This is a genomic window from Pseudonocardia sp. Ae331_Ps2, from assembly GCF_001932405.1.
Taxonomy (GTDB): domain Bacteria; phylum Actinomycetota; class Actinomycetes; order Mycobacteriales; family Pseudonocardiaceae; genus Pseudonocardia.
The window spans coordinates 4,569,121-4,589,548 of sequence record NZ_MCIM01000001.1; the positions used below are offsets into that span (position 1 = coordinate 4,569,121).

The 20,428-nt window shown below is 74.8% G+C and carries 17 protein-coding genes; 12 read left to right on the forward strand and 5 right to left on the reverse strand.

Features of this window, described 5'->3' with window-relative positions:
- The first annotated feature begins 10 nt into the window (after window positions 1-10).
- A complete protein-coding gene (locus tag Ae331Ps2_RS21585) occupies window positions 11-1,282 on the forward strand; it encodes an MFS transporter (RefSeq protein WP_139318746.1) in 1,272 nt (423 codons plus the stop codon).
- Between the two features lie 36 nt (window positions 1,283-1,318).
- On the opposite strand, the gene Ae331Ps2_RS21590 is transcribed toward Ae331Ps2_RS21585, so the two are convergent.
- From Ae331Ps2_RS21590 to Ae331Ps2_RS21600, 3 genes are all read right to left on the reverse strand, one after another.
- The gene (locus Ae331Ps2_RS21590) at window positions 1,319-2,854 is read right to left on the reverse strand and encodes an acyl-CoA synthetase (RefSeq protein WP_075306799.1); all 1,536 of its coding nucleotides are present in this window, start codon (window positions 2,852-2,854) and stop codon (window positions 1,319-1,321) included.
- A 97-nt stretch (window positions 2,855-2,951) separates the two neighbouring features.
- Window positions 2,952-3,293: an Lsr2 family protein gene (locus Ae331Ps2_RS21595; RefSeq protein ID WP_020626846.1), complete on the reverse strand. Its 342-nt coding sequence runs from the start codon at window positions 3,291-3,293 to the stop codon at window positions 2,952-2,954.
- 219 nt (window positions 3,294-3,512) lie between these two features.
- Window positions 3,513-4,652 (reverse strand): MBL fold metallo-hydrolase, encoded by a 1,140-nt coding sequence (locus tag Ae331Ps2_RS21600; protein WP_233147569.1) that lies wholly within the window; start codon window positions 4,650-4,652, stop codon window positions 3,513-3,515.
- A gap of 52 nt (window positions 4,653-4,704) precedes the next feature.
- Here Ae331Ps2_RS21600 and Ae331Ps2_RS21605 point away from each other — a divergent pair, with 52 nt between their 5' ends.
- Together Ae331Ps2_RS21605 and Ae331Ps2_RS21610 are read left to right on the forward strand one after the other, a co-directional pair.
- The gene (locus Ae331Ps2_RS21605) at window positions 4,705-5,475 is read left to right on the forward strand and encodes an enoyl-CoA hydratase-related protein (protein WP_233147568.1); all 771 of its coding nucleotides are present in this window, start codon (window positions 4,705-4,707) and stop codon (window positions 5,473-5,475) included.
- A gap of 46 nt (window positions 5,476-5,521) precedes the next feature.
- Window positions 5,522-6,013 carry a MarR family winged helix-turn-helix transcriptional regulator gene (locus tag Ae331Ps2_RS21610; protein WP_075306795.1) on the forward strand — a complete coding sequence of 164 codons (492 nt, stop codon included), beginning with the start codon at window positions 5,522-5,524 and terminating at the stop codon, window positions 6,011-6,013.
- Between the two features lie 5 nt (window positions 6,014-6,018).
- Here the strand turns inward: Ae331Ps2_RS21610 and Ae331Ps2_RS21615 are convergent, their stop codons facing one another.
- Window positions 6,019-7,305 (reverse strand): acyl-CoA dehydrogenase family protein, encoded by a 1,287-nt coding sequence (locus Ae331Ps2_RS21615; protein WP_075306793.1) that lies wholly within the window; start codon window positions 7,303-7,305, stop codon window positions 6,019-6,021.
- 942 nt (window positions 7,306-8,247) lie between these two features.
- On the opposite strand from Ae331Ps2_RS21615, the gene Ae331Ps2_RS21620 reads away from it, so the two are divergent.
- Window positions 8,248-9,852, forward strand: a complete 1,605-nt coding sequence (locus Ae331Ps2_RS21620; RefSeq protein WP_170918287.1) for an AMP-binding protein — start codon at window positions 8,248-8,250, stop codon at window positions 9,850-9,852.
- 31 nt (window positions 9,853-9,883) lie between these two features.
- Here the strand turns inward: Ae331Ps2_RS21620 and Ae331Ps2_RS21625 are convergent, their stop codons facing one another.
- Window positions 9,884-11,212, reverse strand: coding sequence for an Ig-like domain-containing protein (locus Ae331Ps2_RS21625; RefSeq protein WP_233147567.1), 1,329 nt, complete (start codon window positions 11,210-11,212; stop codon window positions 9,884-9,886).
- Window positions 11,213-11,319: 107 nt separating this feature from the next.
- On the opposite strand from Ae331Ps2_RS21625, the gene Ae331Ps2_RS21630 reads away from it, so the two are divergent.
- From Ae331Ps2_RS21630 to Ae331Ps2_RS21665, 8 genes are all read left to right on the forward strand, one after another.
- Complete coding sequence (locus tag Ae331Ps2_RS21630; RefSeq protein ID WP_075306787.1) at window positions 11,320-12,519, forward strand: cysteine desulfurase-like protein; 1,200 nt, start codon at window positions 11,320-11,322, stop codon at window positions 12,517-12,519.
- A gap of 23 nt (window positions 12,520-12,542) precedes the next feature.
- Window positions 12,543-13,739, forward strand: coding sequence for an ABC transporter substrate-binding protein (locus Ae331Ps2_RS21635; protein WP_075306785.1), 1,197 nt, complete (start codon window positions 12,543-12,545; stop codon window positions 13,737-13,739).
- Window positions 13,736-14,857: an iron ABC transporter permease gene (locus Ae331Ps2_RS21640; protein ID WP_075306784.1), complete on the forward strand. Its 1,122-nt coding sequence runs from the start codon at window positions 13,736-13,738 to the stop codon at window positions 14,855-14,857. The genes Ae331Ps2_RS21635 and Ae331Ps2_RS21640 overlap by 4 nt, the downstream gene beginning before the upstream one ends.
- Entirely contained in the window at window positions 14,854-15,651 is a 798-nt protein-coding gene (locus Ae331Ps2_RS21645; protein WP_075306783.1) for an ABC transporter ATP-binding protein, read from the forward strand. The genes Ae331Ps2_RS21640 and Ae331Ps2_RS21645 overlap by 4 nt, the downstream gene beginning before the upstream one ends.
- 416 nt (window positions 15,652-16,067) lie before the next feature.
- Window positions 16,068-16,895 (forward strand): uridine monophosphate kinase, encoded by an 828-nt coding sequence (locus tag Ae331Ps2_RS21650; protein ID WP_020625931.1) that lies wholly within the window; start codon window positions 16,068-16,070, stop codon window positions 16,893-16,895.
- Complete coding sequence (locus tag Ae331Ps2_RS21655; protein ID WP_075306782.1) at window positions 16,892-17,701, forward strand: molybdenum storage protein subunit alpha; 810 nt, start codon at window positions 16,892-16,894, stop codon at window positions 17,699-17,701. The genes Ae331Ps2_RS21650 and Ae331Ps2_RS21655 overlap by 4 nt, the downstream gene beginning before the upstream one ends.
- Window positions 17,702-17,778: 77 nt before the next feature.
- Window positions 17,779-18,948 carry an epoxide hydrolase family protein gene (locus tag Ae331Ps2_RS21660; protein ID WP_075306781.1) on the forward strand — a complete coding sequence of 390 codons (1,170 nt, stop codon included), beginning with the start codon at window positions 17,779-17,781 and terminating at the stop codon, window positions 18,946-18,948.
- A gap of 113 nt (window positions 18,949-19,061) precedes the next feature.
- Window positions 19,062-20,411, forward strand: a complete 1,350-nt coding sequence (locus Ae331Ps2_RS21665) for a uracil-xanthine permease family protein (protein ID WP_020625934.1) — start codon at window positions 19,062-19,064, stop codon at window positions 20,409-20,411.
- Window positions 20,412-20,428 lie beyond the last annotated feature (17 nt).

Sequence of the window (20,428 nt, forward strand, 5' to 3'; positions counted from 1 at the left end):
GGTGACGCCGGTGAGCACGACCCCCGAAGGCAGCGGTCCCGACGGCAGCGGTCCCGAGGGCGGCGGCCTCGACCGCAGCGGTCCCGGCGGGGCCGACCCCGGGGGCGCCGTCCCCGACGGCACCCGGCGGCTCCGGCTGCTGCAGCTGGCGTCGCTGACGAGCACCGTCGACCGGTTCGCGATCGCGCCGCTGCTCGTGCCGATCGCCGCGTCGTTCGACGCGCCGCTGGCGGCGGCGGCCGGCGCGGCCGGGGGCTACTTCCTCGCCTACGGCCTCATGCAGGTCGTGTGGGGCGTGCTGTCCGACCGGATCGGCCGGGTCCGGGTGATGCGCCTGGCCCTGGTCGGCGCGGTGCTGGGCGGGGTCGCCTCGGTGCTGGCCCCGACGCTGGCCGTGCTGGTCGTCGCGCGGGTCCTCACCGGCGCGTGCACGGCGGCACTGATCCCGGCGGCGCTGGTCTACGTCGGCGACACCTGGCCCGCCGCCGTCCGGCAGCGGCCGCTGTCGGACCTGCTCGCCGCGACCGCGCTCGGCACCGCCGTCGCCACGGCCGGGGCGGGTCTGCTCGCCGACCTGGCCGGGTGGCGCGTCGTCCTCGGGGCGACGGCGACGGGCTGCGCGGTGCTGTTCGTCGCGCTGCGGGCGCTGCCCGAACCCGACGGCGCCCGCACGCCGTCGCGCGGGATCACCGACGCGGTGCTCCGCCCGCTGGCCGCCGTCGCCGGGAACGGCTGGGCCCGGCTGGTGCTGGCGCTCGCCTTCGTCGAGGGTGCGGTCGTGCTCGGGGTGCTGACCTACCTCGCGCCGTCGCTGCAGGCCGGGGGCAGCTCCGCCGCGCTGGCCGGGCTCGCCGCCGGCGGCTACGGCGTCGGTGCGGTGCTGTTCTCCCGGGTCGTGCGACGCCTGGTCGGCCGACTCGGCCCGGCCGCGCTGGCCGGCGTCGGCGGCGGGTTCCTCGTGGTCGCCTGGATGTTCCCGCTGGTGACGGTGCACCCGGTGACGGTCGCCGCGGCCGGGCTCTGCCTGGGCGGGGCGTGGGCGTTCCTGCACTCGACCCTGCAGACCTGGGCGACCGAGGTCGTCCCGCAGGCCCGCGCGACCGCCGTCGCACTGTTCGCGACGCTGCTGTTCCTGGGCAGCTCGGCCGGGACCGCGCTCGGCGCCCCGTTCGCCGACGCCGGGCGCTTCGCCCCGTTGTTCGCCGCCGCCCTGGTCGCCTCGGTGCCGCTGGCTCTGGTCGCGGCCCTGGCCCGTGCCCGCTACGCCCGCCGCGCCGCCTGACCCCCGCCCCGGTCACGCCCCGGGCTCGCGGCGAGGTCACACGTAGCGGTCGCGCAGCTCCCGCTTGACCAGCTTGCCCGTGGGGGTACGCGGCAGGAAGTCGGTGAAGTCCACCGACGACGGCGCCTTGTAGTGCGCGATCCGCTCCCGCACGAACTCGATCAGCTCGCGTTCCAGCTCCGGGCCGGCGTCGACGCCCTCCGGGGGCTGGACGACGGCCTTGACCTTCTCGCCCATCTCGTCGTCGGGCACTCCGATAACGGCGACGTCGAGCACCTTCGGGTGCAGCGCGAGGGCGTCCTCGACCTCCTGCGGGTAGATGTTCACCCCGCCAGAGATGATCATGAACGCCTTGCGGTCGGTGAGGAAGAGGTAGCCGTCCTCGTCGAGGTAGCCCAGGTCCCCGGTGGTGGTCCAGTTCTCGTGCTCGGGGTGGGTCGCGGCGAGGGTCTTGCCCGGGTCGTTGTGGTACTCGAACGGGCGCTCGTCGCGTTCGAAGTAGACGGTCCCGATCTCGCCCGGCCCGAGCACGGTGCCGTCGTCGGCGGCGATCCGGATGGTGCCCAGCCCGGCCCTGCCGACCGACCCGGGACGCTCGCTCCACTGCGCCGAGTCGATGAAGGTGACCCCGTTGGACTCGGTCGCGGCGTAGTACTCGTGGAGGATCGGGCCCCACCAGTCGATCATGGCCTGCTTGACGTCCACCGGGCACGGGGCGGCCGCGTGGATCGCGACCCGCATCGAGGACACGTCGTAGGCGGAGCGGACGGACTCGGGGAGCTTGAGCATGCGCACGAACATCGTCGGCACCCACTGCGAGTGGGTGACCGAGTACCGCTGAATGAGCTCCAGCGCCTTCTCCGGGTCGAAGCGCTCCATCACCACGACGGTGCCACCGAGCGCCTGCACGGTGGCGGTGAACCGCAGCGGCGCGGCGTGGTAGAGCGGGGCCGGGTTCAGGTAGACGGTGTCGGTGCCGAAGCCGTACATCGGCCCGAACAGGGCCTGGTAGGTGTCGCCCGGCTCGTCGATCTGCCGGTCGGGCAGCGTGGGCTTGATGCCCTTGGGGCGCCCGGTGGTGCCCGAGGAGTAGAGCATGTCCGCCCCGCGGGGCTGGTCGGCCGGCGGCTCGGCGGAGACCGACGCGAGGGTCTTGTCGTAGTCGGCGTAGCGGGACGCGCCGGGGATCTCGCCGCCGAAGGCCAGCCGCACCGGGGTGTCGACGTGGTCCTCGATCGCCGCGGCCAGACCGGCGACACCGGCCGAGACCACGAGTGCCTTCGCACCGCAGTCGCGGACGATGTAGGCGGCCTCGGGCGCGGAGAGGTGGTGGTTCACCGCGGTGATGTAGAGCCCCGAGCGCTGGGCCGCCCAGTAGACCTCGTAGACCCGCGCGCAGTTCTCCGCGACGAGCGCCACGACGTCGCCCCGCCGGAGTCCGGCGGCGCGCAGGTGGTTCGCGAGCCGTGCGGACCCCTCCTCCAGCTCACGGAAGGACAGGCTCGCGCCCGAGCCCGCCATGATCACGGCCGGCTTGTCGGGGGTCGTCGCGGCATGCGTGCCTGGGTACATCGGGCCCTCTCCGTCGGTGTGCGCCGCGGATCGCCCGGCGCACGTCTCTCGTCGGCCCTGATCCTGCCATCCGGGGCGGCCCCGGCGGCGGCAGCGGTCAGGAGTGCGCGTTCCGATAGGCCTCGAGAACCGAGGACGGGATACGCCCGCGCTCGGAGATCTTCATGCCCTGGGCCGTTGCCCATTCCCGCACCGCGCGGTTCGCGGCGCGTTCCGAGGCACTGGAACCGTTCGACGAGGTGCCGGAAGAGGTGCTGCGCCGACCGGACCCGCGACGGGCGGCCGCGACGTAGGGTGCCAACGATTCGCGCAGCTTCTCGGCATTCTTCGTGGACAGGTCGATCTCGTAGGCGCGGCCGTCGACGGAGAACTCCACCTGCTCGTCGGCCTCGGTGCCGTCCAGGTCGTCGACCAGGGTGATGGTCGTCTGCTGCGCCACGTCGTCATTCCTTCCGCGGGGAATCGCCGGACCCGGCCGGAGACGGGAATCGCCCGGTCGGTACCGGAACCGATTCTTCGAGCAGAACGATAAGGGATACCGAACCGATCTGTCGAACCCCTCCCCGGAAATGGTCCGGTGCCGGCGTTTCCGGGGAGGGGATACGGCGTCCGGGTGACGGGAATGGGCGGAAAGGGGCAGCGGTGACGGTGACGCGAATCAGCGTGTGGTCGGCCACCACGGTTCGGTGGGAACCGCGGCGCGGGCGTCGTCGACGGTGGTGACGCCGGTCAGGTCGATGCGCTGGCCCGGGCGCGGCAGGGCCAGGACCACGTCCTGGTCGGCGGCGGCCTTGCGGGCCCGCTCGGCGGGCTCGTCCCAGGGGTGGAAGCCGAGCGTAAACGTCGCCCAGTGGATCGGCAGCAGGACCCGGCCGCCGAGCTCGCGGTGCGCGGCGACCGCCTGCTCCGGGTCGGCGTGGATGTCGGGCCACAGGTCGGAGTAGGCGCCGATCGGCAGCACCGTCAGGTCGAACGGGCCGTGCACGGCCCCGGTGCGCGCGTGCGCCCGGGTGGCGCCGGTGTCCCCGCCCAGGTAGGCGGTGTGCCGCGGTCCGGCGACCTTCCAGGCCGCCCACAGCGTGGTGTTGCGGCGCAGCCCGCGCCCGGAGAAGTGCCGGGTCTCCAGGCAGGTCAGCTCCAGCCCCGCCACGGTCACCACGCCCTCCCAGTCGCGCTCGACGACCCGGTGCCCTGGGATGCCCCAGGAACGCAGGTGCGCGCCCACCCCGAGCGGCCCGACGAACACCGCGGAGGTGTCGCGGGCCAGCGCGGTGACCGTCGGACGGTCGAGGTGGTCGTAGTGGTCGTGGCTGAGCACCACGAGGTCCGGGGAGCCGAGCTCGGACAGCGGCGCGACCGGCGGGTGCAGGCGGCGCGGCCCGAAGCGCGGCACGGGGGAGGCGTACTCCGACCAGACCGGGTCCACCAGCACCCGCCGGCCGTCGATCTCCAGCAGCACCCCGGCGTGGCCCAGCCAGGTGACCGCCAGCCCGGCGGGCTCGGCGGGGGTCCGCAGCGGCGCGAGCGGCACCGTCGCCGGCGCGCCGCCCGCGGAGCGGCGGCCGACCAGCATGTTCAGGATCATCCGGGCCGAGGCCTTGGCCCGCGGCAGCCCGGGCTCGGTGTTGGCGAACAGCCCGTCGACGGCGTTCGGGGAGGCGGAGGCGATCCGGCGCAGCTCGCCCGGGCGGGCCCCCATGTTCCGGCGCACGTGCAGCCCGAGCGCGGCCAGGGCGCCGGTCAGGGCGAGCGGGACGGACAGGACGGCCGCGGTGGGGAGGCGCTTGCTGCGGGACACGATCACCAGACTACGAACGCCCCGGGCGCGGTTCCCACCTACAGTCACGATCGTGACCGACGGCATGGCGGGGACCAGGGTGAGCACCGAGCGGCACGGGCACGTGCTCCTGATCCGGATGACGCGGCCCGACAAGCGCAACGCCGTCGACGCGGCGATGACGGCCGGCCTCGACGAGGCGCTCAACACCCTCGACGACGACCCGGACCTGTGGTGCGGCGTGCTCGCCGGGGACGCGACGGCGTTCAGCGCGGGCACCGACCTGGCCGCCGGAGCCGGCGGCCCCACCCCGCGCGGCGGCAACTACGGCGTCGTCCGGCGGGACCGGCGGCGCCCCCTGATCGCCGCCGTCGAGGGCGTCGCCTACGGCGGCGGGTTCGAGATCGTGCTGGCCTGCGACATGGTCGTCGCCTCGACGACGGCGCGGTTCGGCCTGCCCGAGGTCGCCCGCGGCCTGGTCGCGAACTGCGGTGCGCTGTTCCGCGCGCCGCGGCCGCTGCCGCTCAACGTCGCCAAGCAGCTGCTGGTGACCGGGCGCCCGCTGGACGCCGACCGTGCGTACACCCTGGGGCTGGTCAACGAGCTCGTCGAGCCGGGGCGGGCCGAGACCGCGGCGCTGGAGCTCGCCGCGACGGTCTGCGAGAACTCGCCGCTCGCGGTGTCGGTGTCGCTGCGCGCCCTGGAACGCGTGGTGTCCGAGCCGGACGAGCGCGGCTGGAGCGCCACCGAGGTCGCCACCGCGGCGATCCTGCGCTCGGCCGACAGGACGGAGGGGGTCGCGGCGTTCCTGGAGAAGCGCCCGCCGCGGTGGACGGGGCGCTGACCCTGCGCCCGGCACGGGCCCGCTGACGGCGACTAGGCTCGTCGGCATGCCTGCCCGGACGCGACGCGAGGACCTGGTCGCGCTGCTGCAGGACTACGCGGGCGAGTCCGAGCTGCTCGGCCAGGAGTTCGCCGGGCGGCACGGGCTGCATCCCACGGACCTCCACGCGCTGCTCGCGGTGATGCGCGCGGACTCCGCGGGTGAACCGCTCACCCCGGGCGTCCTCGGTGCCCGGCTCGGCCTGTCCACCGGTGCGACGACCGCGCTCGTCGACCGCCTGGAACGCGCGGGCCACGTGCGCCGCAGCCGCGAGTCCGCCGACCGGCGGCGGGTGACCCTGCGCCAGGCCGAGAACGCCGCGGAGGTCGGCGGGGCGTTCTTCGGCCCGCTCGGCGCCCGGATGGACGCCCTGCTCGCCGGCTTCGACGACGACGAGCTCGACGCGGCGGCCCGCTTCCTCAGTGCGATGAACGCGCTGGTCGCGGACTACCGCGCCGACCTCGCAGCCTCGCCGGAGCCGAGGCCCGCACCGGCCTGACGCGGTCAGGCGTTCGCCGTCGCCGTGTCCAGGTACTCGGCGAACTTGCGTCGCGCGGCCTCGGTGCGGGTCGGGACGTGCTCGGTGGGGACCTCGACCGGGGTGTAGCCGCGCAGGATGCGCCGCGCGACGGACTCCTTGTGGACCTCGTCGGGACCGTCGTAGATCCGAGCGGCGCGGGCCGCGCGGTACATCTGCTCCAGCGGCAGGTCCCCGGAGAAGCCGAGCGAACCGTGCACCTGGATCGCGCGGTCGATCACGTCGTGGAGCACCTTCGCGCCCCAGTACTTGATCATCCCGATCTCGATCCGGGCGTTCGAGGCCCCGACCTGGTCCATCGTCCAGGCCGCGTGCAGGGTCAGCAGCCGGGCCGCGGCCATGTCCGCCGCCGACTGCGCGACCATGTCCTGCACCATCTGCTTGTCGGCCAGCCGCGTGCCGCTCGCCGACCGTGACACCGCGCGCTCGCACATCATGTCGAACGCCCGCCGGGACTGGCCGAGCCAGCGCATGGCGTGGTGGATGCGGCCCGGGCCGAGCCGCTGCTGGGCGAGCCTGAACCCGTCGCCGGGGTTGCCGACGAGGTTCGTCGCCGGCACCCGGACGTCGCGGTAGAAGACCTCGGCGTGGCCGCCGTAGATCTCGCCGCCGACCTCTGGGTGGTCCATCACCGGGATGTCGCGGGCCACGTCGAGCCCGGGGGTGTCGGTCGGGACGATGATCATCGAGGCCCGCTGGTACGGCGGTGCGTCCGGGTCGGTCACCACCATCGCGATCAGGAAGTCCGCGCCGGTGGCGTTCGAGGAGAACCACTTGTGGCCGTTGATGACGTAGTCGTCGCCGTCGCGCACGGCCCGGGTGGACAGCATCGTCGGGTCCGCGCCGGCGCCGGGCTCGGTCATCGAGAAGCAGGACCGCAGCTCACCACGCAGCAGGGGGTGCATCCAGCGTTCCTTCTGCTCCGGCGATCCGCCGATCGCGAGCAGCTCGGCGTTGCCCGAGTCGGGCGCCTGGTTGCCGAACACCCCCGGCGCGTAGCGGCACTGGCCGAGGATCTCGTGCATCAGCCCGAGGGAGACCTGGCCGAACCCGCCGCCGCCGAGCTCCGGGGGCAGGTGCGCCGCCCACAGACCCTGCTCGCGGACCTGCTCCTTGAGCGGCGCGGTGATCCGGGCGAAGGTCTCCCGGTCCAGGTCGAGGGTCTCCAGCGGGATGATCTCGTCGCGGACGAAGCCGCGCATCCACGTCAGCTTCTCCTCGAACTCCGGGTCGGTACTGAAGTCCCACGCCATCGCGTCCGCCTCCCGACGAGCCTCGTTGCCACCGCGAACGTAATACAGCCCGCGACGACGGGGGGAGTTCCGGCGACACAGGACGACGGGGCGGAGGAGTCCCGGCGGCACCCCGGTGATCGACAGTCCGCGCGGTGATCCGCATCCTGCGTGTGCTCGGACGCGCGCGGACGACGGATCATCGCGCGCCAGGCGGATCTCCATGCGCGCCCGGTAGATCGGGCACGCCCCGGCGGATCGCCGTCCGACCGGTGGAGCGGCGCGCGTCCGGCGGACCATCGTGCGCCCGGCGGATCGCTGTGCCCTCGGTGGATCGGCGCGTGGGCTCCGGCGCGGCGCGTCGACGGGTTCAGGTTCGGTGACGCGTCGGTGATCGACAGTTCGCGCGCTGATCCGCTCCGCGCGTGTGTTGTGACGCGCGCGCCCGACGGATCTCCGCGTGCCCGGCGGATCACAGTGCGGCCGGTGGATCAGCACGCGCACGGCGGATAGCCGTGCCCGGTGGAGCGGCGCGTTGACTCGGGCACGGCGCGTCGACTCCGGCGCGGCGCGTCGAGGGGTACAGGTTCGGTGACGCGTCGGTGATCGACAGTTCGCGCGCTGATCCGCTCCGCGCGTGTGTTGTGACGCGCGCGCCCAGCGGATCACCGCGCGCCCAGCGGATCACCGCGCGGCCAGTGGATCACCGAGCGCCCAGCGGATCATCGTGCGCGCGACGGATCGGCGCGCGCCGGACGGATCACCGCGCGCCGGTGCAGCAGCGCGCGCACGGTGGGCACCGCGGGCGGCGGGCCGGGCGGACGGCGACCGTGCAGGTGGGCTGCCGGGCGGCGGGGGATCGGGCGGGCGATCACCGACGCGCCGGGGGAGGAGGCCCGCGCGACGGTGGGTCGCGGGGCGGCGACATTGCGCGCGTCCGCGTCGCCGGGGGAGGCTCGGGGGATGACCGACGAGGCTCCCGTCCCCACGCACCCGGCGGGTGTCCCGGCCGATCTGGTGGACCTGTCGTTCGAGCCGCTGACCCCCACGGCGTTCCTCGACCGGGCCGCGGCGGCGCACGGTGACCGGGTCGCGGTCGTCGACGGGGACCTGCGGTTCACCTACACCGAGTTCCGCGACCGCTGCCGGCGCCTGGCGGGCTCGCTCGCCGCGCTGTACGACGGGCGCCCGGTCGCGGTCCTCGTGCCGAACACCCACGTCGGGCTGGAGGCGGCGCACGCGGTGCCGTGGTCGGGGACGGCGCTGGTCGCGGTCAACACCCGGCTGGCGGCGGGCGAGGTCGCCTACATCCTCGAGCACTCGCGCGCCTCGGTGCTGGTGGCCGACCCGGTGTTCGACGAGCTCGTCGCGGAGGTGCTCGCCCGCCTCGACACCCCGCCGCACACCGTGCGGGTCGGCCCGGACTACGAGCGCCTCGTCGCCGACGGCGAGCCCACCGCGGTGCGTCCCGCCGACGAGCGCGGCCTGCTGTCGATCAACTACACGTCCGGGACGACCGGGAACCCGAAGGGCGTGATGTACCACCACCGGGGCGCCTACCTGCAGGCGCTGGCCATGGTCGGGCACACCGGGCTGACCGCGTCGTCGGTGCACCTGTGGACGCTGCCGATGTTCCACTGCAACGGCTGGTGCTTCCCGTGGGCGGTCACCGCCGCCGCCGCCACCCACGTCTGCCTGCCGAAGGTCGAGCCGTCCCGGATCTGGGAGCTCGTGCGCGAGCAGGGCGTCACCCACCTCAACGGCGCCCCCACCGTGCTGTCGATGATCGCGTACGCGCCCGAGGCCGGGCCGGTGGAGACGCCGGTGGCCGTCGCGACCGGGGGAGCGCCGCCGAGCCCGGCGATCCTGCGCCGGATGGCCGAACTCGGGTTCGAGGTGACCCACCTCTACGGGCTCACCGAGACCTTCGGGCCCGCGATGATCTGCGACTGGCGTCCGGAGTGGAGCGACCTCGACGCCGACGCGCAGGCCCGGATGAAGGCCCGCCAGGGCGTCGGGAACATGATCGCCTGTGCCGTCCGGGTGATCGACGACGACGGTGCCGACGTCCCGCGCGACGGGGCGACGACCGGCCAGATCGCGTTGCGCGGCAACAACGTCATGCTCGGCTACCTCGACGACGACCAGGCCACCCGCGACGCCGCACCGGACGGCTGGTTCCGGACCGGCGACATCGGAGTCATGCACCCCGACGGCTACGTCGAGCTCCGGGACCGCTCCAAGGACGTGATCATCTCTGGTGGGGAGAACATCGCCAGCGTCGAGGTGGAGCAGGCCATCGCCGACCACCCGGCCGTTCTGGAGGTCGCGGTGATCGCCGTCCCCGACGAGCGGTGGGGCGAGGTCCCGGCCGCCTGGGTGACGCTGCGCGAGGGCGAGAGCGCCACCGAGGACGAGATCGTCGAGCACGTGCGGGGGCGGCTGGCGCGGTTCAAGGCACCGAAGCGGGTCACCTTCGGCGAGCTGCCGAAGACCTCGACCGGGAAGATCCAGAAGTTCGTCCTGCGCGACGAGGCGTGGGCCGGGCAGGAACGCCGGATCCGCTAGCGGGTCGGGACAGCGGCTCGGGACAGCGGGGTCAGGACAGGGCGCTGAGCGAGCGCCACTCGTCCCAGGGGATCGTCCAGTCGTACAGGTCGCCGTCGCGGGCGGTCAGCGGCTGCGAGCTGCCGGTCACCTCGACCGGGTCGCCGAAGGTCGCGCTCGCGAAGAACTCCTTGGCGTCGCGGGTGGACAGGTTGATGCAACCGTGGCTGACGTTGCGGCTGCCCTGCGCCCACGACGAGGCGGGGTTGGCGTGGATGAACTCGCCGTTGTTGGAGATCCGGACCGCCCAGAACTGGGGCTCGTCGACGTAGCCGTAGTCGGGGTTGCTCATCAGCACCTTCTCCGACTTCGCCATGACGACGTGGATCCCGGAGCGGGTCACCCGGCGGGGGTCGGACTCCAGGCCGTAGGAGGCGTCGTAGCGGGCGATCTCCTTCCCGTCGCGGACGACGACGATCGCGTGGCTGCGGGTGTCGGCCTTCACGACCTGGCTGCGCCCCACGGTGAACGTCCGGTCGAGGTCCTCGGTCATGAAGGTGCCGTCGCCGAGGTCGAGTCCGCGCAGCGCGCCCCGCACCTGGACCCGGGTGTGCGCGGGCCAGTAGGACTTCGGCCGGTAGTGCACCCGCGAGCCCTCGGCGGTGTCGGGCAGCCACGCCCAGGCGCCCTCGACCGGCCGCGACGTGGTGACGCTCAGCGCCCGCTCGACGGTGGCCTTCGCGGCGTCGGGGAGCTTCTCGCCGAAGGTGAGCACGACCGGGGCGCCGATGCCGACCTCGCCGCCGTCGCGGATGTTCATGGTGGCGTCGACGGTGTCGTCCGGGTCGACGGTGGTGAACGGGGCCGCGGGCACCGGGCGACGGTCCTGCGGGCCCAGCACCCAGCTGCCCGACCAGTGGTAGGTGGTCGCGAAGTCCAGCGGTTCCGTGGCGGTCCAGCTGCGGCCGTCGGGGGACAGGGTGCCCGCGACGGTGACCGGTCCGTCGTCGGAGTCGGCGGTGAGCGCGACGCCCTCGAGGGTCCCGGTGCTGACCTCGGTGCGGACCGGGCCGCGCGGGGCGACCGGCGCTTCACCGGCCGGGACACTGGTGAGGACCTCGGGGACCGGGGGTGCGGGGGGCACGGCCGGGGCCGGCCGGAGGCGGTCGACGGCGCCGGCGAGGTTGCGGGCCAGCGAGTCGACGCCGCCGCTGACGGCGTCACCGATCCGCCCGCCCGCCATCGCGGCGGTCCCGCCCGCGACGAGGACCACCAGTGCGACCAGCGAGGTCACGAGCACCGCCCAAGCGCGACGGTGCACCGAGCGTCGCCGTCGACGTGGGGCGTGGCGCCCGCGCGAGTGCTCCCAGGACCTCGACATGGGAGGAATCATGGCCCGCGTGTCACCCACACGGGCGGTACGACACCCCGATGACATGTGTTCGTTGTCCGGGCGTGGGCCGGGCGCCGGCGTGACAGGGTGCGGTCATGAGCTACGACGTCGCCGCCGTCCGCAGCCGTTTCCCCGCCCTGCGCGCCGGGATCGCCCACTTCGACGGGCCGGGCGGCTCCCAGGTCCCGGACTCGGTCGCGGGGGCGGTCGCGGCCGCCATGACCTCCCCGCTGGCCAACCGCGGCACGGTCACCAGCGGTGAGCGCGCCGCCGACGCGATCGTGCTCGGCGCCCGCGCCGCGATGGCCGACCTGCTCGGCGCCGACCCGCGCGGGATCGTGTTCGGGCGCAGCATGACCGCGCTGACCTTCGACCTCGCCCGGACGCTGGCCGCGACCTGGTCGCCGGGCGACGAGATCGTCGTGACCTGCCTCGACCACGACGCGAACATCCGCCCCTGGGTGATCGCCGCGCAGGCCGCCGGGGTGACGGTGCGGTGGCTGGACTTCGACCCCGACACCACCGAGCTCGACGACGTGACGCCGCTGCTGTCCGACCGCACCCGGCTCGTCGCGGTGACGGGTGCGTCGAACCTGGTCGGGACCCGCCCCGACCTGCCCGCGATCGCCGCCGCCGTGCACGCAGCCGGGGCGCTGTTCATGGTCGACGGCGTGCACCTGACGGCGCACGCACCGATCGACCTCGCCGCGATCGGCGCCGACCTCTACGCCTGCTCGCCCTACAAGTTCGTCGGCCCGCACTGCGGGGTGCTCGCCGCCGACCCGGCGTTGCTGGAGACGCTGCGCCCGGCGAAGCTGGCGCCGTCGAGCGACGCGGTGCCCGAGCGGTTCGAGCTCGGCACCCTGCCCTACGAGCTGCTCGCCGGCACCACCGCCGCCGTCGAGTTCCTCGCCGCGCTGGACCCGTCGGCGACCGGGGACCGCCGGGCGCGCCTGCTGGCGTCGATGGCGGCGGTCGAGGAGCACGAGCGCCCGCTGCGCGAGCGCATCGAGACCCACCTGGCCGCGCTGCCCGGGGTCACGGTGCGGTCCCGGGCGGCCCGGCGGACCCCGACCCTGCTGGTGACCTTCGACGACCGCGACCCGGTCGAGGCCTACCGGTACCTGGCGCAGCGGCGGATCGCGGCGCCGGCCTCGTCGTTCTACGCGCTGGAGTGCTCGCGGCGGCTCGGCCTGGGGGACACCGGCTCCCTGCGGATCGGGCTGGCCTGCTACACCGCCGACGACGACGTCGACCGGCTCCTGGACGGGCTCTCCGCCTTCGTCGGGGCCTGATCCACATATGTGAGACTGTTCAGGTGACGTGTCATCGATGGGTCCTCGCGGCCCTGCTCGCACTGGCCGTCGTCGCAGGCTGCTCCGCGCCCGCCACGGCACCGCCCGCCCCCGGTGGGGCCGGCGCCGCGGCGCAGGACTGCGTGCCGGGCGCCGCGTCCGCCCCGGACGACACGGTCGCCTTCACCCACGCCACCAACGTCACGATCACCGGCGGCGACGGCTACCGGGTCCTGACCGTCCGCACGCCCTTCCCGGGTGGGCAGCCGCAGTCGGTGGTGCTCGTCGGCTGCGGGCAGGGCGACCCGGCGCTGCCCGCGGCACTCGCCGGGGCCCCGGTCGTGCACACCCCGGTGAGCGGGATCTTCGCCGGCTCGACCACCCAGCTGCCGATGATCACCGAGCTGGGCGGGCTCGACCGGATCACCGGCGTCGGCGGGGCCGCGCTGGTCACCGACCCGGCCGTTCGTGCCCGCGTCGCCTCCGGCGCCGCCGTCGACTTCGCGCCGAACTCGACGATCGACGCCGAGGCGGTCGTCGCCGCCGCGCCGCCGGTCGTGCTCTCGGCCGGGACCGACGACGCGGCGTTCCCGGCACTGTCCGCGGCCGGGATCCCGGTGGTCGGCTGGGCGGACTACCTGGAGACCGGCCCGCTCGGCCAGGCCGAGTGGATCAAGGTCGCGGGGGCGCTGACCGGTCAGGACGCCCGCGCCGCGGAGATCTTCGGCGGCATCGCGGGCCGCTACGCCGACCTCGTCGGTCGCGTGCGTGGCCTGCCGCCGACCCCGATCGTCGCCGGTCAGCCCTACCAGGGCACCTGGAACGTCCCGGCCGCCGAGTCGACCGCCGGCATTCTCTTCCGTGACGCCGGTGCCACCTGGCTGGGTGCCGGGATGCCGGGCACCGGCACCCAGGCGCAGTCGCTGGAGCGGGTGCTGGCCGACGACGGCGACGCCCGCATCTGGCTCGCCGACGGCCCGTTCGCCACGACCGCCGACGTCGCCGCGGTCGACCCGCGGCTGTCCTCGCTCGCCGCGGTCCGCCCCGGCGGGCAGCTGTGGACCCGCGACAGGGCCACCACCCCCGACGGCGGCAACCCCCTCTACGAGCGCGGCGCGCTCCACCAGGACGAGATCCTCGCCGACCTCGTCGCGATCCTGCACCCACAGGTCCTGCCCGGCCACGCCTTCACCTACTACCGGCAGGTGCCCGCCGGATGAGGCCGGCCGCACCGGCGTCGCCCGCCGCGGCGAGCCGGGTCCCGGACCGGGCCGGGCAGCGCTCGGGGCGCCGCGCACCGCTGGTCCTGATGCTGCTCGCGGTCGGGGTCGTCGTGCTGTTCGCCCTCGCCGTGTCGACCGGTTCGGTGGTGATCGGGCTCGATCGGACGCTGTCGGCGCTGTTCGGCACCGGCACCCCCGACGCCCGGCTCGACCTGCTCGTCACCGACCTGCGGGTGCCGCGGGCGGTGACCGCGACGGCCGTCGGTGTCGGGCTGGGCACCGCGGGGCTGCTCACCCAGACCCTGTTCCGCAACCCGCTGGCCGAGCCCTACGTGCTCGGGGTCAGCGCGGGCGCCGGGCTCGGCGTCGCGCTGGTGACCACCCTCGGGGCGGCTGCGGGGGCCGCCGCGTTCGCCACCGGTGGGCTCGGGGCCACACCGGTCGTCGGGGGACGGTTCACCACGGTCGCGGCCGCGGCGGTCGGTGCCGCCGCCGTGCTCGCGCTGGTGCTGGCGCTGTCGCGGTTCGCCCGGTCGGTGACCGCGCTGCTGGTGATCGGCGTGATGCTGGGGTCGGCGGTCACCTCGGTGGTCAGCCTGCTGCTGGTCTGGACCGACCCGCGCACCGCGCAGCAGTACCTGATGTGGGGCCTCGGCTCGGTGTCCGGCGTCGGCCGCGGCGAGCTGCCGATCCTCGGCGGGATCGTCGCGGCCGGGCTGGTGGGGGTCCTCGTGCTGGCCAAGCCACTGGACGGACTGCTGCTCGGCGACGACTACGCCCGCACCGCGGGCGTCGACGTCGCCCGGGTGCGGCTGGCAGTGCTGGGAGTCGCCGCGGTGCTCGCCGGGACGGTCACCGCGTTCTGCGGGCCGATCGGGTTCCTCGGCATCGCCGTGCCGCACCTGGCCCGGTTGGCGGTCGGCACCTCGCGGCACCGGGTGCTCGTCCCGGCCACCGCGCTGACCGGTGCGCTGGTCGGGCTGGCGTGTGCGGTCGTCGCGAACCCGCCGGGGGTCGGCACGGTGATCCCGCTGAACGTGGTGACCTCACTGGTCGGGGCACCGGTGGTGATCGCGGTGCTGCTGCGCTCCCGACGCCTGGGCGCGGCCTCGTGAACGCCGGGCTGGTGCTGACCGGGCTCGTCGCCGGGTACGCGCAGGGCAGGACGCTGCGCCGGGCCCGGGTGTGCCCGGTGCTGTCCCGGGTGGACGCCGTCGCCGCGCGGGGCGAGCTGACCGTGCTGCTCGGGGCGAACGGCACGGGCAAGTCGACGCTGCTGCGGACCCTCGCCGGGCTGGCGCCCGCGCTGGGCGGCGCGGTGACCCTCGACGGCACCGACCTGCTGGCGCTGCGGCCGCCCGAACGGGCCCGCCGGGTCGGTGTGGTGCTGACCGACCGGCCGGACCCCGGGCAGCTGACCGGCCGCGACGTCGTCGAGCTGGGGCGGTTGCCGCACACCGGCGCCGCCGGTGTGCTCACCGCGGGGGACGAGGCCGCCGTCGACGCCGCGATCGACGCGGTCCGCGCCGGCCCCCTCGCCGGACGTCCGATGGCCCGGATGTCCGACGGTGAGCGGCAGCGGATGATGGTCGCCCGCGCACTGGCCCAGCAGCCGTCGCTGCTGCTGCTCGACGAGCCGAGCGCGTTCCTCGACGTCTCCTCGCGGGTCGCGCTCCTCGGGACGCTGCGCCGGCTCGCGGGGGAGCAGGACCTCGCGGTGCTGCTGTCCACCCACGACCTGGAACCGGCGCTGCGCCTGGCGGACCGGGCCTGGCTGCTCGACGGCGCCGGCGCGCTGTGCACGGGGACGCCCGGCGAGCTGGCCGCCTCCGGGGCGGTGGGGGCGGCGTTCGACACCGACGAGCTGGCCTTCGACGCGTCGACCGGCACGTTCCGTCTGCGCGTCTGAGGCGCCGTGCCGTCGCGCTGCCGTGCCGTCGTGCTGGCGCGCTGCCCTGCACCCGTCCGGCCGTCGCCCCGTCCGCTCGTGCTCGGCGTCCCGGGACACGAGCGGCGGGGCCGGAACCCGTGCGACGCCGCGCGTAGCGGGGGTGTGCCGTGGGTGCGGGGGCGGAGCGCGGAGTGGGCCGGAGCTGCGGAGCGGGCTCCGGCCAGTGGCAGGGATCACCCGGACGGCGTCGTGACCAGCGGATGCGGGCCGGTCGAGCGCGACCGGCCGCGCCGACGGAGCGCCGCCCGGGTCCGGTACCGCAGCCCGGCCGATGGCGCCCGTGGCGTCGGCGGCACGACGTGGCCCGGAGTCGCTAGGTTCGCCTCGACCGCGCAGCCCGTCCGGGTGCGCGCACCCGAACACGAGGAGATGCGATGACGCACGCCGCGAGCGCGGCCGAGCTCGAGTCGCTGCTGCTGACCCGGTCGCTCGATGACCCGGAGCTCGCCGCGGCCACCGAGCGGACGTCCGACACCCGGGTCCTACCCGACGTGTCGGTGGTCAAGGTCGGTGGACAGAGCTTCATCGACCGTGGTCGTGAGGCGGTGTTCCCGCTGGTCGAGGAGCTGCTGGAGGCCCGGTCGACGCACCGGCTGCTGATCGGCACCGGCGGGGGCACCCGCGCCCGGCACGCGTACTCCCTGGCCGCCGAGCTCGGCCTGCCCACCGGTGTGCTCAGCTCGGTCGGCAGCGCCGTCGCCGGGCAGAACGCCACCATGCTCGGCTACCTGATGGCCCGGCACGGGGTGCCGGTCGTCGCCGGGGGCGGGTTCGACGCGCTGCCCCTGTCGTTGTCCGAGGTCCGGGCGGCGATCTTCGCGGGCATGCCGCCGTACGCGATGTGGCAGCCCCTGCCCGACGAGGGCGTGATCCCGCCCTACCGCACCGACGCGGGCTGCTACCTCGTCGCCGAGACCTACGGCTGCAAGAACATGATCTTCGTCAAGGACGAGGACGGCCTCTACACCGCGAACCCGAAGAACGACCCGTCGGCGACGCTGATCCCGGAGATCACCGTCGACGAGCTGATCGAGCGGGACCTGCCCGACCTGATCGTCGAGCGCCCGGTGCTGGAGCTCATGCGGCACGCGACGCACGTCCGCTCGATCCAGATCGTCAACGGTCTCAAGCCCGGCAACCTCACCCGCGCGCTCGCCGGCGAGCACGTGGGCACGATCATCACCGCGGGAGACGCCCGATGAGCACCACCCACCCCAAGGACGTCGAGTCGCCGCTGGCCCGCCAGACCCTGCTCGACCGCGAGCAGGTCCGCCCCGTCGACCAGCAGCAGCCGGTCATCCGGATGCTGCCCCGCCTGCGCGTCGTCGTGCTCGGCGGCCGCTCGATCGTCGACCGCGGCCGCGACGTGCTGCTGCCGATCGTCGAGGAGCTGCGCGCCGCGATCTCCGGGGACCCGCTGCTGATCGCCACCGGCGCCGGGATCCGCGCTCGGCACGCGCTCGGCGTCGGCCTCGACCTGGGCCTGCCGACCGGCGCGCTCGCCGAGATCGCCGGTCGTGAGGCCGAGCAGAACGGGCATCTCGTCGCCGCGCTGCTCGCCGAGCAGGGCGTCGCCTACCTCGGGCACGGCACCGTCGCCCACCAGCTGCCGGTGCACCTGGCCGCGTCCAACGCCGCCGTCACCAACGGCTACCCGCCCTACGGCGTGCACGAGCTGCCCGCGGCGGCGGGGAAGATCCCGCCGCACCGCACCGACACCGGCGCGCTGCTGCTGGCCGACGCCTGGGGCGCGGCGTCGCTGACCTACGTCCGCGACGTCGACGGCGTGCTCGACGGGGACCTCGACGGGGGCACCGTGCTGCGCACGGCGACCGCGGCCGACCTGCTCGCCGACCCCGCCCGGCCCCTGCCGATCGACCGGGAGGCCCTGCGCACGCTGCAGCGCGCCCGGCACGTCCGGTCGGTGCAGATCGTCAACGGCACCGTCGCCGGGACCGTGACGAAGGCCCTCGCCGGGGAGCACGTCGGGACCGTCGTCTCCGCCTGACCGCGGCACGCGGACCGGAGGAGTCCGGGTTCGGTGCCACGGTCGAGGCCATGGCACCTATGGCACCTATGGCACCTATGGCACCGACGGCAACGACGGCAACGACGGCAACGAACCCGTTCCCCGTCCCGCAGGCGGAGATCGACCGTCTGCACGCCCGCCTCGACGACACCCGCTGGCCGGACGTGCCGTCCGGTGCGGGGTGGTCCTACGGCGTCCCGCCCGGTCACCTGCGTGAGCTCGCCGACCGCTGGCGGCACCGCTTCGACTGGCGGGCCGTGGAGGAGCGGCTGGCCGCGGACTCCGTCGTCCTCGACACCCCCGACCACGTCGGGGTGCACGCGCTGTACCGCCGTTCGACGCGGCCCGATGCCGTCGGGCTGCTGCTGGTGCACGGCTGGCCGTCCACCCCGGCGGAGTTCCTCGGGCTGCTGGGGCCGCTCACCGAGCCCGGGGACGCGACGCTCCCGGCGTTCCACGTCGTCGCCCCGTCACTGCCCGGGTTCGGGTTCTCCGGTCCGACCCGCGACCTCGGCTGGGACGTCGACCGGCACGCCCGCTGCCTCACCGACCTCATGTCGGCCCTGGGCCACGACCGCTTCCTGGCCCAGGGCGGCGACTACGGCTCGATGATCGCGCCCGAGATCGCCCGCCGGGACCCCGGCCGGGTGCTGGGGGTGCACCTCAACGCGCTGGTCGGCGCGTCCCCCGACCCGTCGGCGGCCGACCCGCTCGCCGGCCTGACCGACGCCGAGCGGGCCCGTGTCGCCGAGCTCGGCGAGACGTGGCCCGGGCGCAGTGGGTACGCCGCGATCCAGAGCACCCGCCCGTCCACGCTCGGCTACGCGATGATCGACTCCCCGGTCGGGCTGCTGGCCTGGCACCTCGAGTGGTTCGTCGACTACGACCCGGACACGACCCGGCAGACCCCCGTGGACCCGGACGCCTACCTCGCCGACGTCGCGAGCTTCTGGTTCACCCGCACCGCCGGGTCCGCGATGCGCCTGTACCGGGAGATCGCGCCCACGGCGTTCCGGGAGACCCGCCCGCCCTCGGGGGTGCCGACCGCGGTGCTGAACCTGCTCGGCGACCACGCCGTGCGGCCGTTCGTGGAGCGGTCGCACCGGGTGGTGCGCTGGACCGAGCACGACCGCGGCGGGCACTTCGCCGCGTTGCAGGCCCCGGACCTGCTGCTCGACGACGTCCGGGCCTTCGCCGCGACCCTGTCCGGGGCGATCGGCACCTGAGCGCAGCCGGGCTGCGCCGGCGCACCCCGAACCGGACGAAACAGCTGTAACGGCGCGTCACACGGGGGTCATCCGGACGGGGCACCGTCGTCGCATCCGACCGAGGAGGAGCGATGGCGACCACCGCACCCCGACCCGCGCCCACGCCGGACCGCAGTGACATCGAGACGATGCCGCCGCTGCGCGAGGCCGTCCCGCTCGGGCTCCAGCACGTGCTGGCCATGTTCGCCAGCAACCTGACCCCGGCGTTCCTGCTGGCCACCGCGGTGGAGGCGACACCGGCCCAGCGGACCCTGCTCATCCAGGGTGCGCTGCTGTGCGCCGGCCTCGCGACGCTGCTGCAGACCATCGGGTTCTCCATCGTCGGCGGCCGGCTGCCGATCATGATGGGCTCGGGGTTCGTGTTCATCTCGGTCGCGGTGCCGCTGGCCGCCGAGCGCGGGCTCGCCGCGGTGTGGGGCGCGGTGCTGGTCACCGCGGTCGTCCAGGTGGTGATCGCGCTGAACATCCACCGGATCGCCTGGCTGTTCCCGCCCCTGGTCACCGGCACGATCATCCTGGTGATCGGGCTCGGTCTGCTGCCGTCGGCGTTCACCCTCGCCGCGGGCGGGGCGGGCTCGCCGACCTTCGGCGCCGCGGCGAACCTGGGGCTGGCCGCGTTCGTGCTCGTGCTCGCCGTCGTGCTCAACCGGTGGGGGCGCGGGCTGCTCGGCACGGCGGCGGTGCTGATCTCGCTGGTCGTGGGCTACCTCGTTGCGCTGGCGCTGGGCATGGTGGACCTGGCCGGGGTCGGGCCCGCGGGCTGGGTGGCGTTCCCGACGCCGTTCGCGTTCGGGCTGAGCTTCGACGTGGTCGCGATCCTGACCGTGGCCGTCGTCGGCGTGGTCAACATGGTCGACTCCGTGGGGACCGTCAACGCCGTCACCCAGGCCGGGGCCCGGCGCCCCGCCACCACCCGGGAGCTGCGCGGCGGGATCCTCGCCGAGGGCGGCAGCGCGCTGCTCGGCGCGGTCTTCTCCGCGCTGCCCACCACCATGTTCAGCCAGAACATCGGGCTCATCGCGCTCACCCGCCAGATGAGCAGGCACGTGGTGACGATCGCGGCCGGGGTCCTCGTCGCGATGGCGCTGCTGCCCAAGGCCGCGGCGGTGATCGGGGCGACGCCGCCCGCGGTGCTCGGCGGCGGGGTCGTGCTGCTGTTCGGAATGGTGTGCGCGATCGGGATCCAGATGCTCACCGAGCGCGGTCTCGACCAGCGTGCCCTGGTGGTCGTCGCGCTGTCGGTCGGGCTCGGGCGCGGCCTGGCGTCGGTGCCGAACCTGCTGGCGCTGGTGCCCGGGCAGTGGCGCCCGCTGCTGGAGTCCGGCGTCGTCGTGACGGCGGTGGTGGCGGTGCTGCTGAACCTGGTGCTGCCGGGCCGTCCCGAGCGGGACGCCGCGACGGCGGGCACACCGCCCGCGTGAGGCCCGGCCGGCCGTGG

Coding starts and splice junctions, on each gene's coding strand:
- Ae331Ps2_RS21610 (WP_075306795.1), top strand. CDS start 5,522: ATGCCTGCCCGGACGCGACGCGAGGACCTGGTCGCGCTGCTGCAGGAC.
- Ae331Ps2_RS21620 (WP_170918287.1), top strand. CDS start 8,248: ATGACCGACGAGGCTCCCGTCCCCACGCACCCGGCGGGTGTCCCGGCC.
- Ae331Ps2_RS21615 (WP_075306793.1), bottom strand. CDS start 7,305: ATGGCGTGGGACTTCAGTACCGACCCGGAGTTCGAGGAGAAGCTGACG.
- Ae331Ps2_RS21625 (WP_233147567.1), bottom strand. CDS start 11,212: ATGTCGAGGTCCTGGGAGCACTCGCGCGGGCGCCACGCCCCACGTCGA.
- Ae331Ps2_RS21665 (WP_020625934.1), top strand. CDS start 19,062: ATGGCGACCACCGCACCCCGACCCGCGCCCACGCCGGACCGCAGTGAC.
- Ae331Ps2_RS21660 (WP_075306781.1), top strand. CDS start 17,779: ATGGCACCGACGGCAACGACGGCAACGACGGCAACGAACCCGTTCCCC.
- Ae331Ps2_RS21655 (WP_075306782.1), top strand. CDS start 16,892: ATGAGCACCACCCACCCCAAGGACGTCGAGTCGCCGCTGGCCCGCCAG.
- Ae331Ps2_RS21650 (WP_020625931.1), top strand. CDS start 16,068: ATGACGCACGCCGCGAGCGCGGCCGAGCTCGAGTCGCTGCTGCTGACC.
- Ae331Ps2_RS21640 (WP_075306784.1), top strand. CDS start 13,736: ATGAGGCCGGCCGCACCGGCGTCGCCCGCCGCGGCGAGCCGGGTCCCG.
- Ae331Ps2_RS21590 (WP_075306799.1), bottom strand. CDS start 2,854: ATGTACCCAGGCACGCATGCCGCGACGACCCCCGACAAGCCGGCCGTG.
- Ae331Ps2_RS21630 (WP_075306787.1), top strand. CDS start 11,320: ATGAGCTACGACGTCGCCGCCGTCCGCAGCCGTTTCCCCGCCCTGCGC.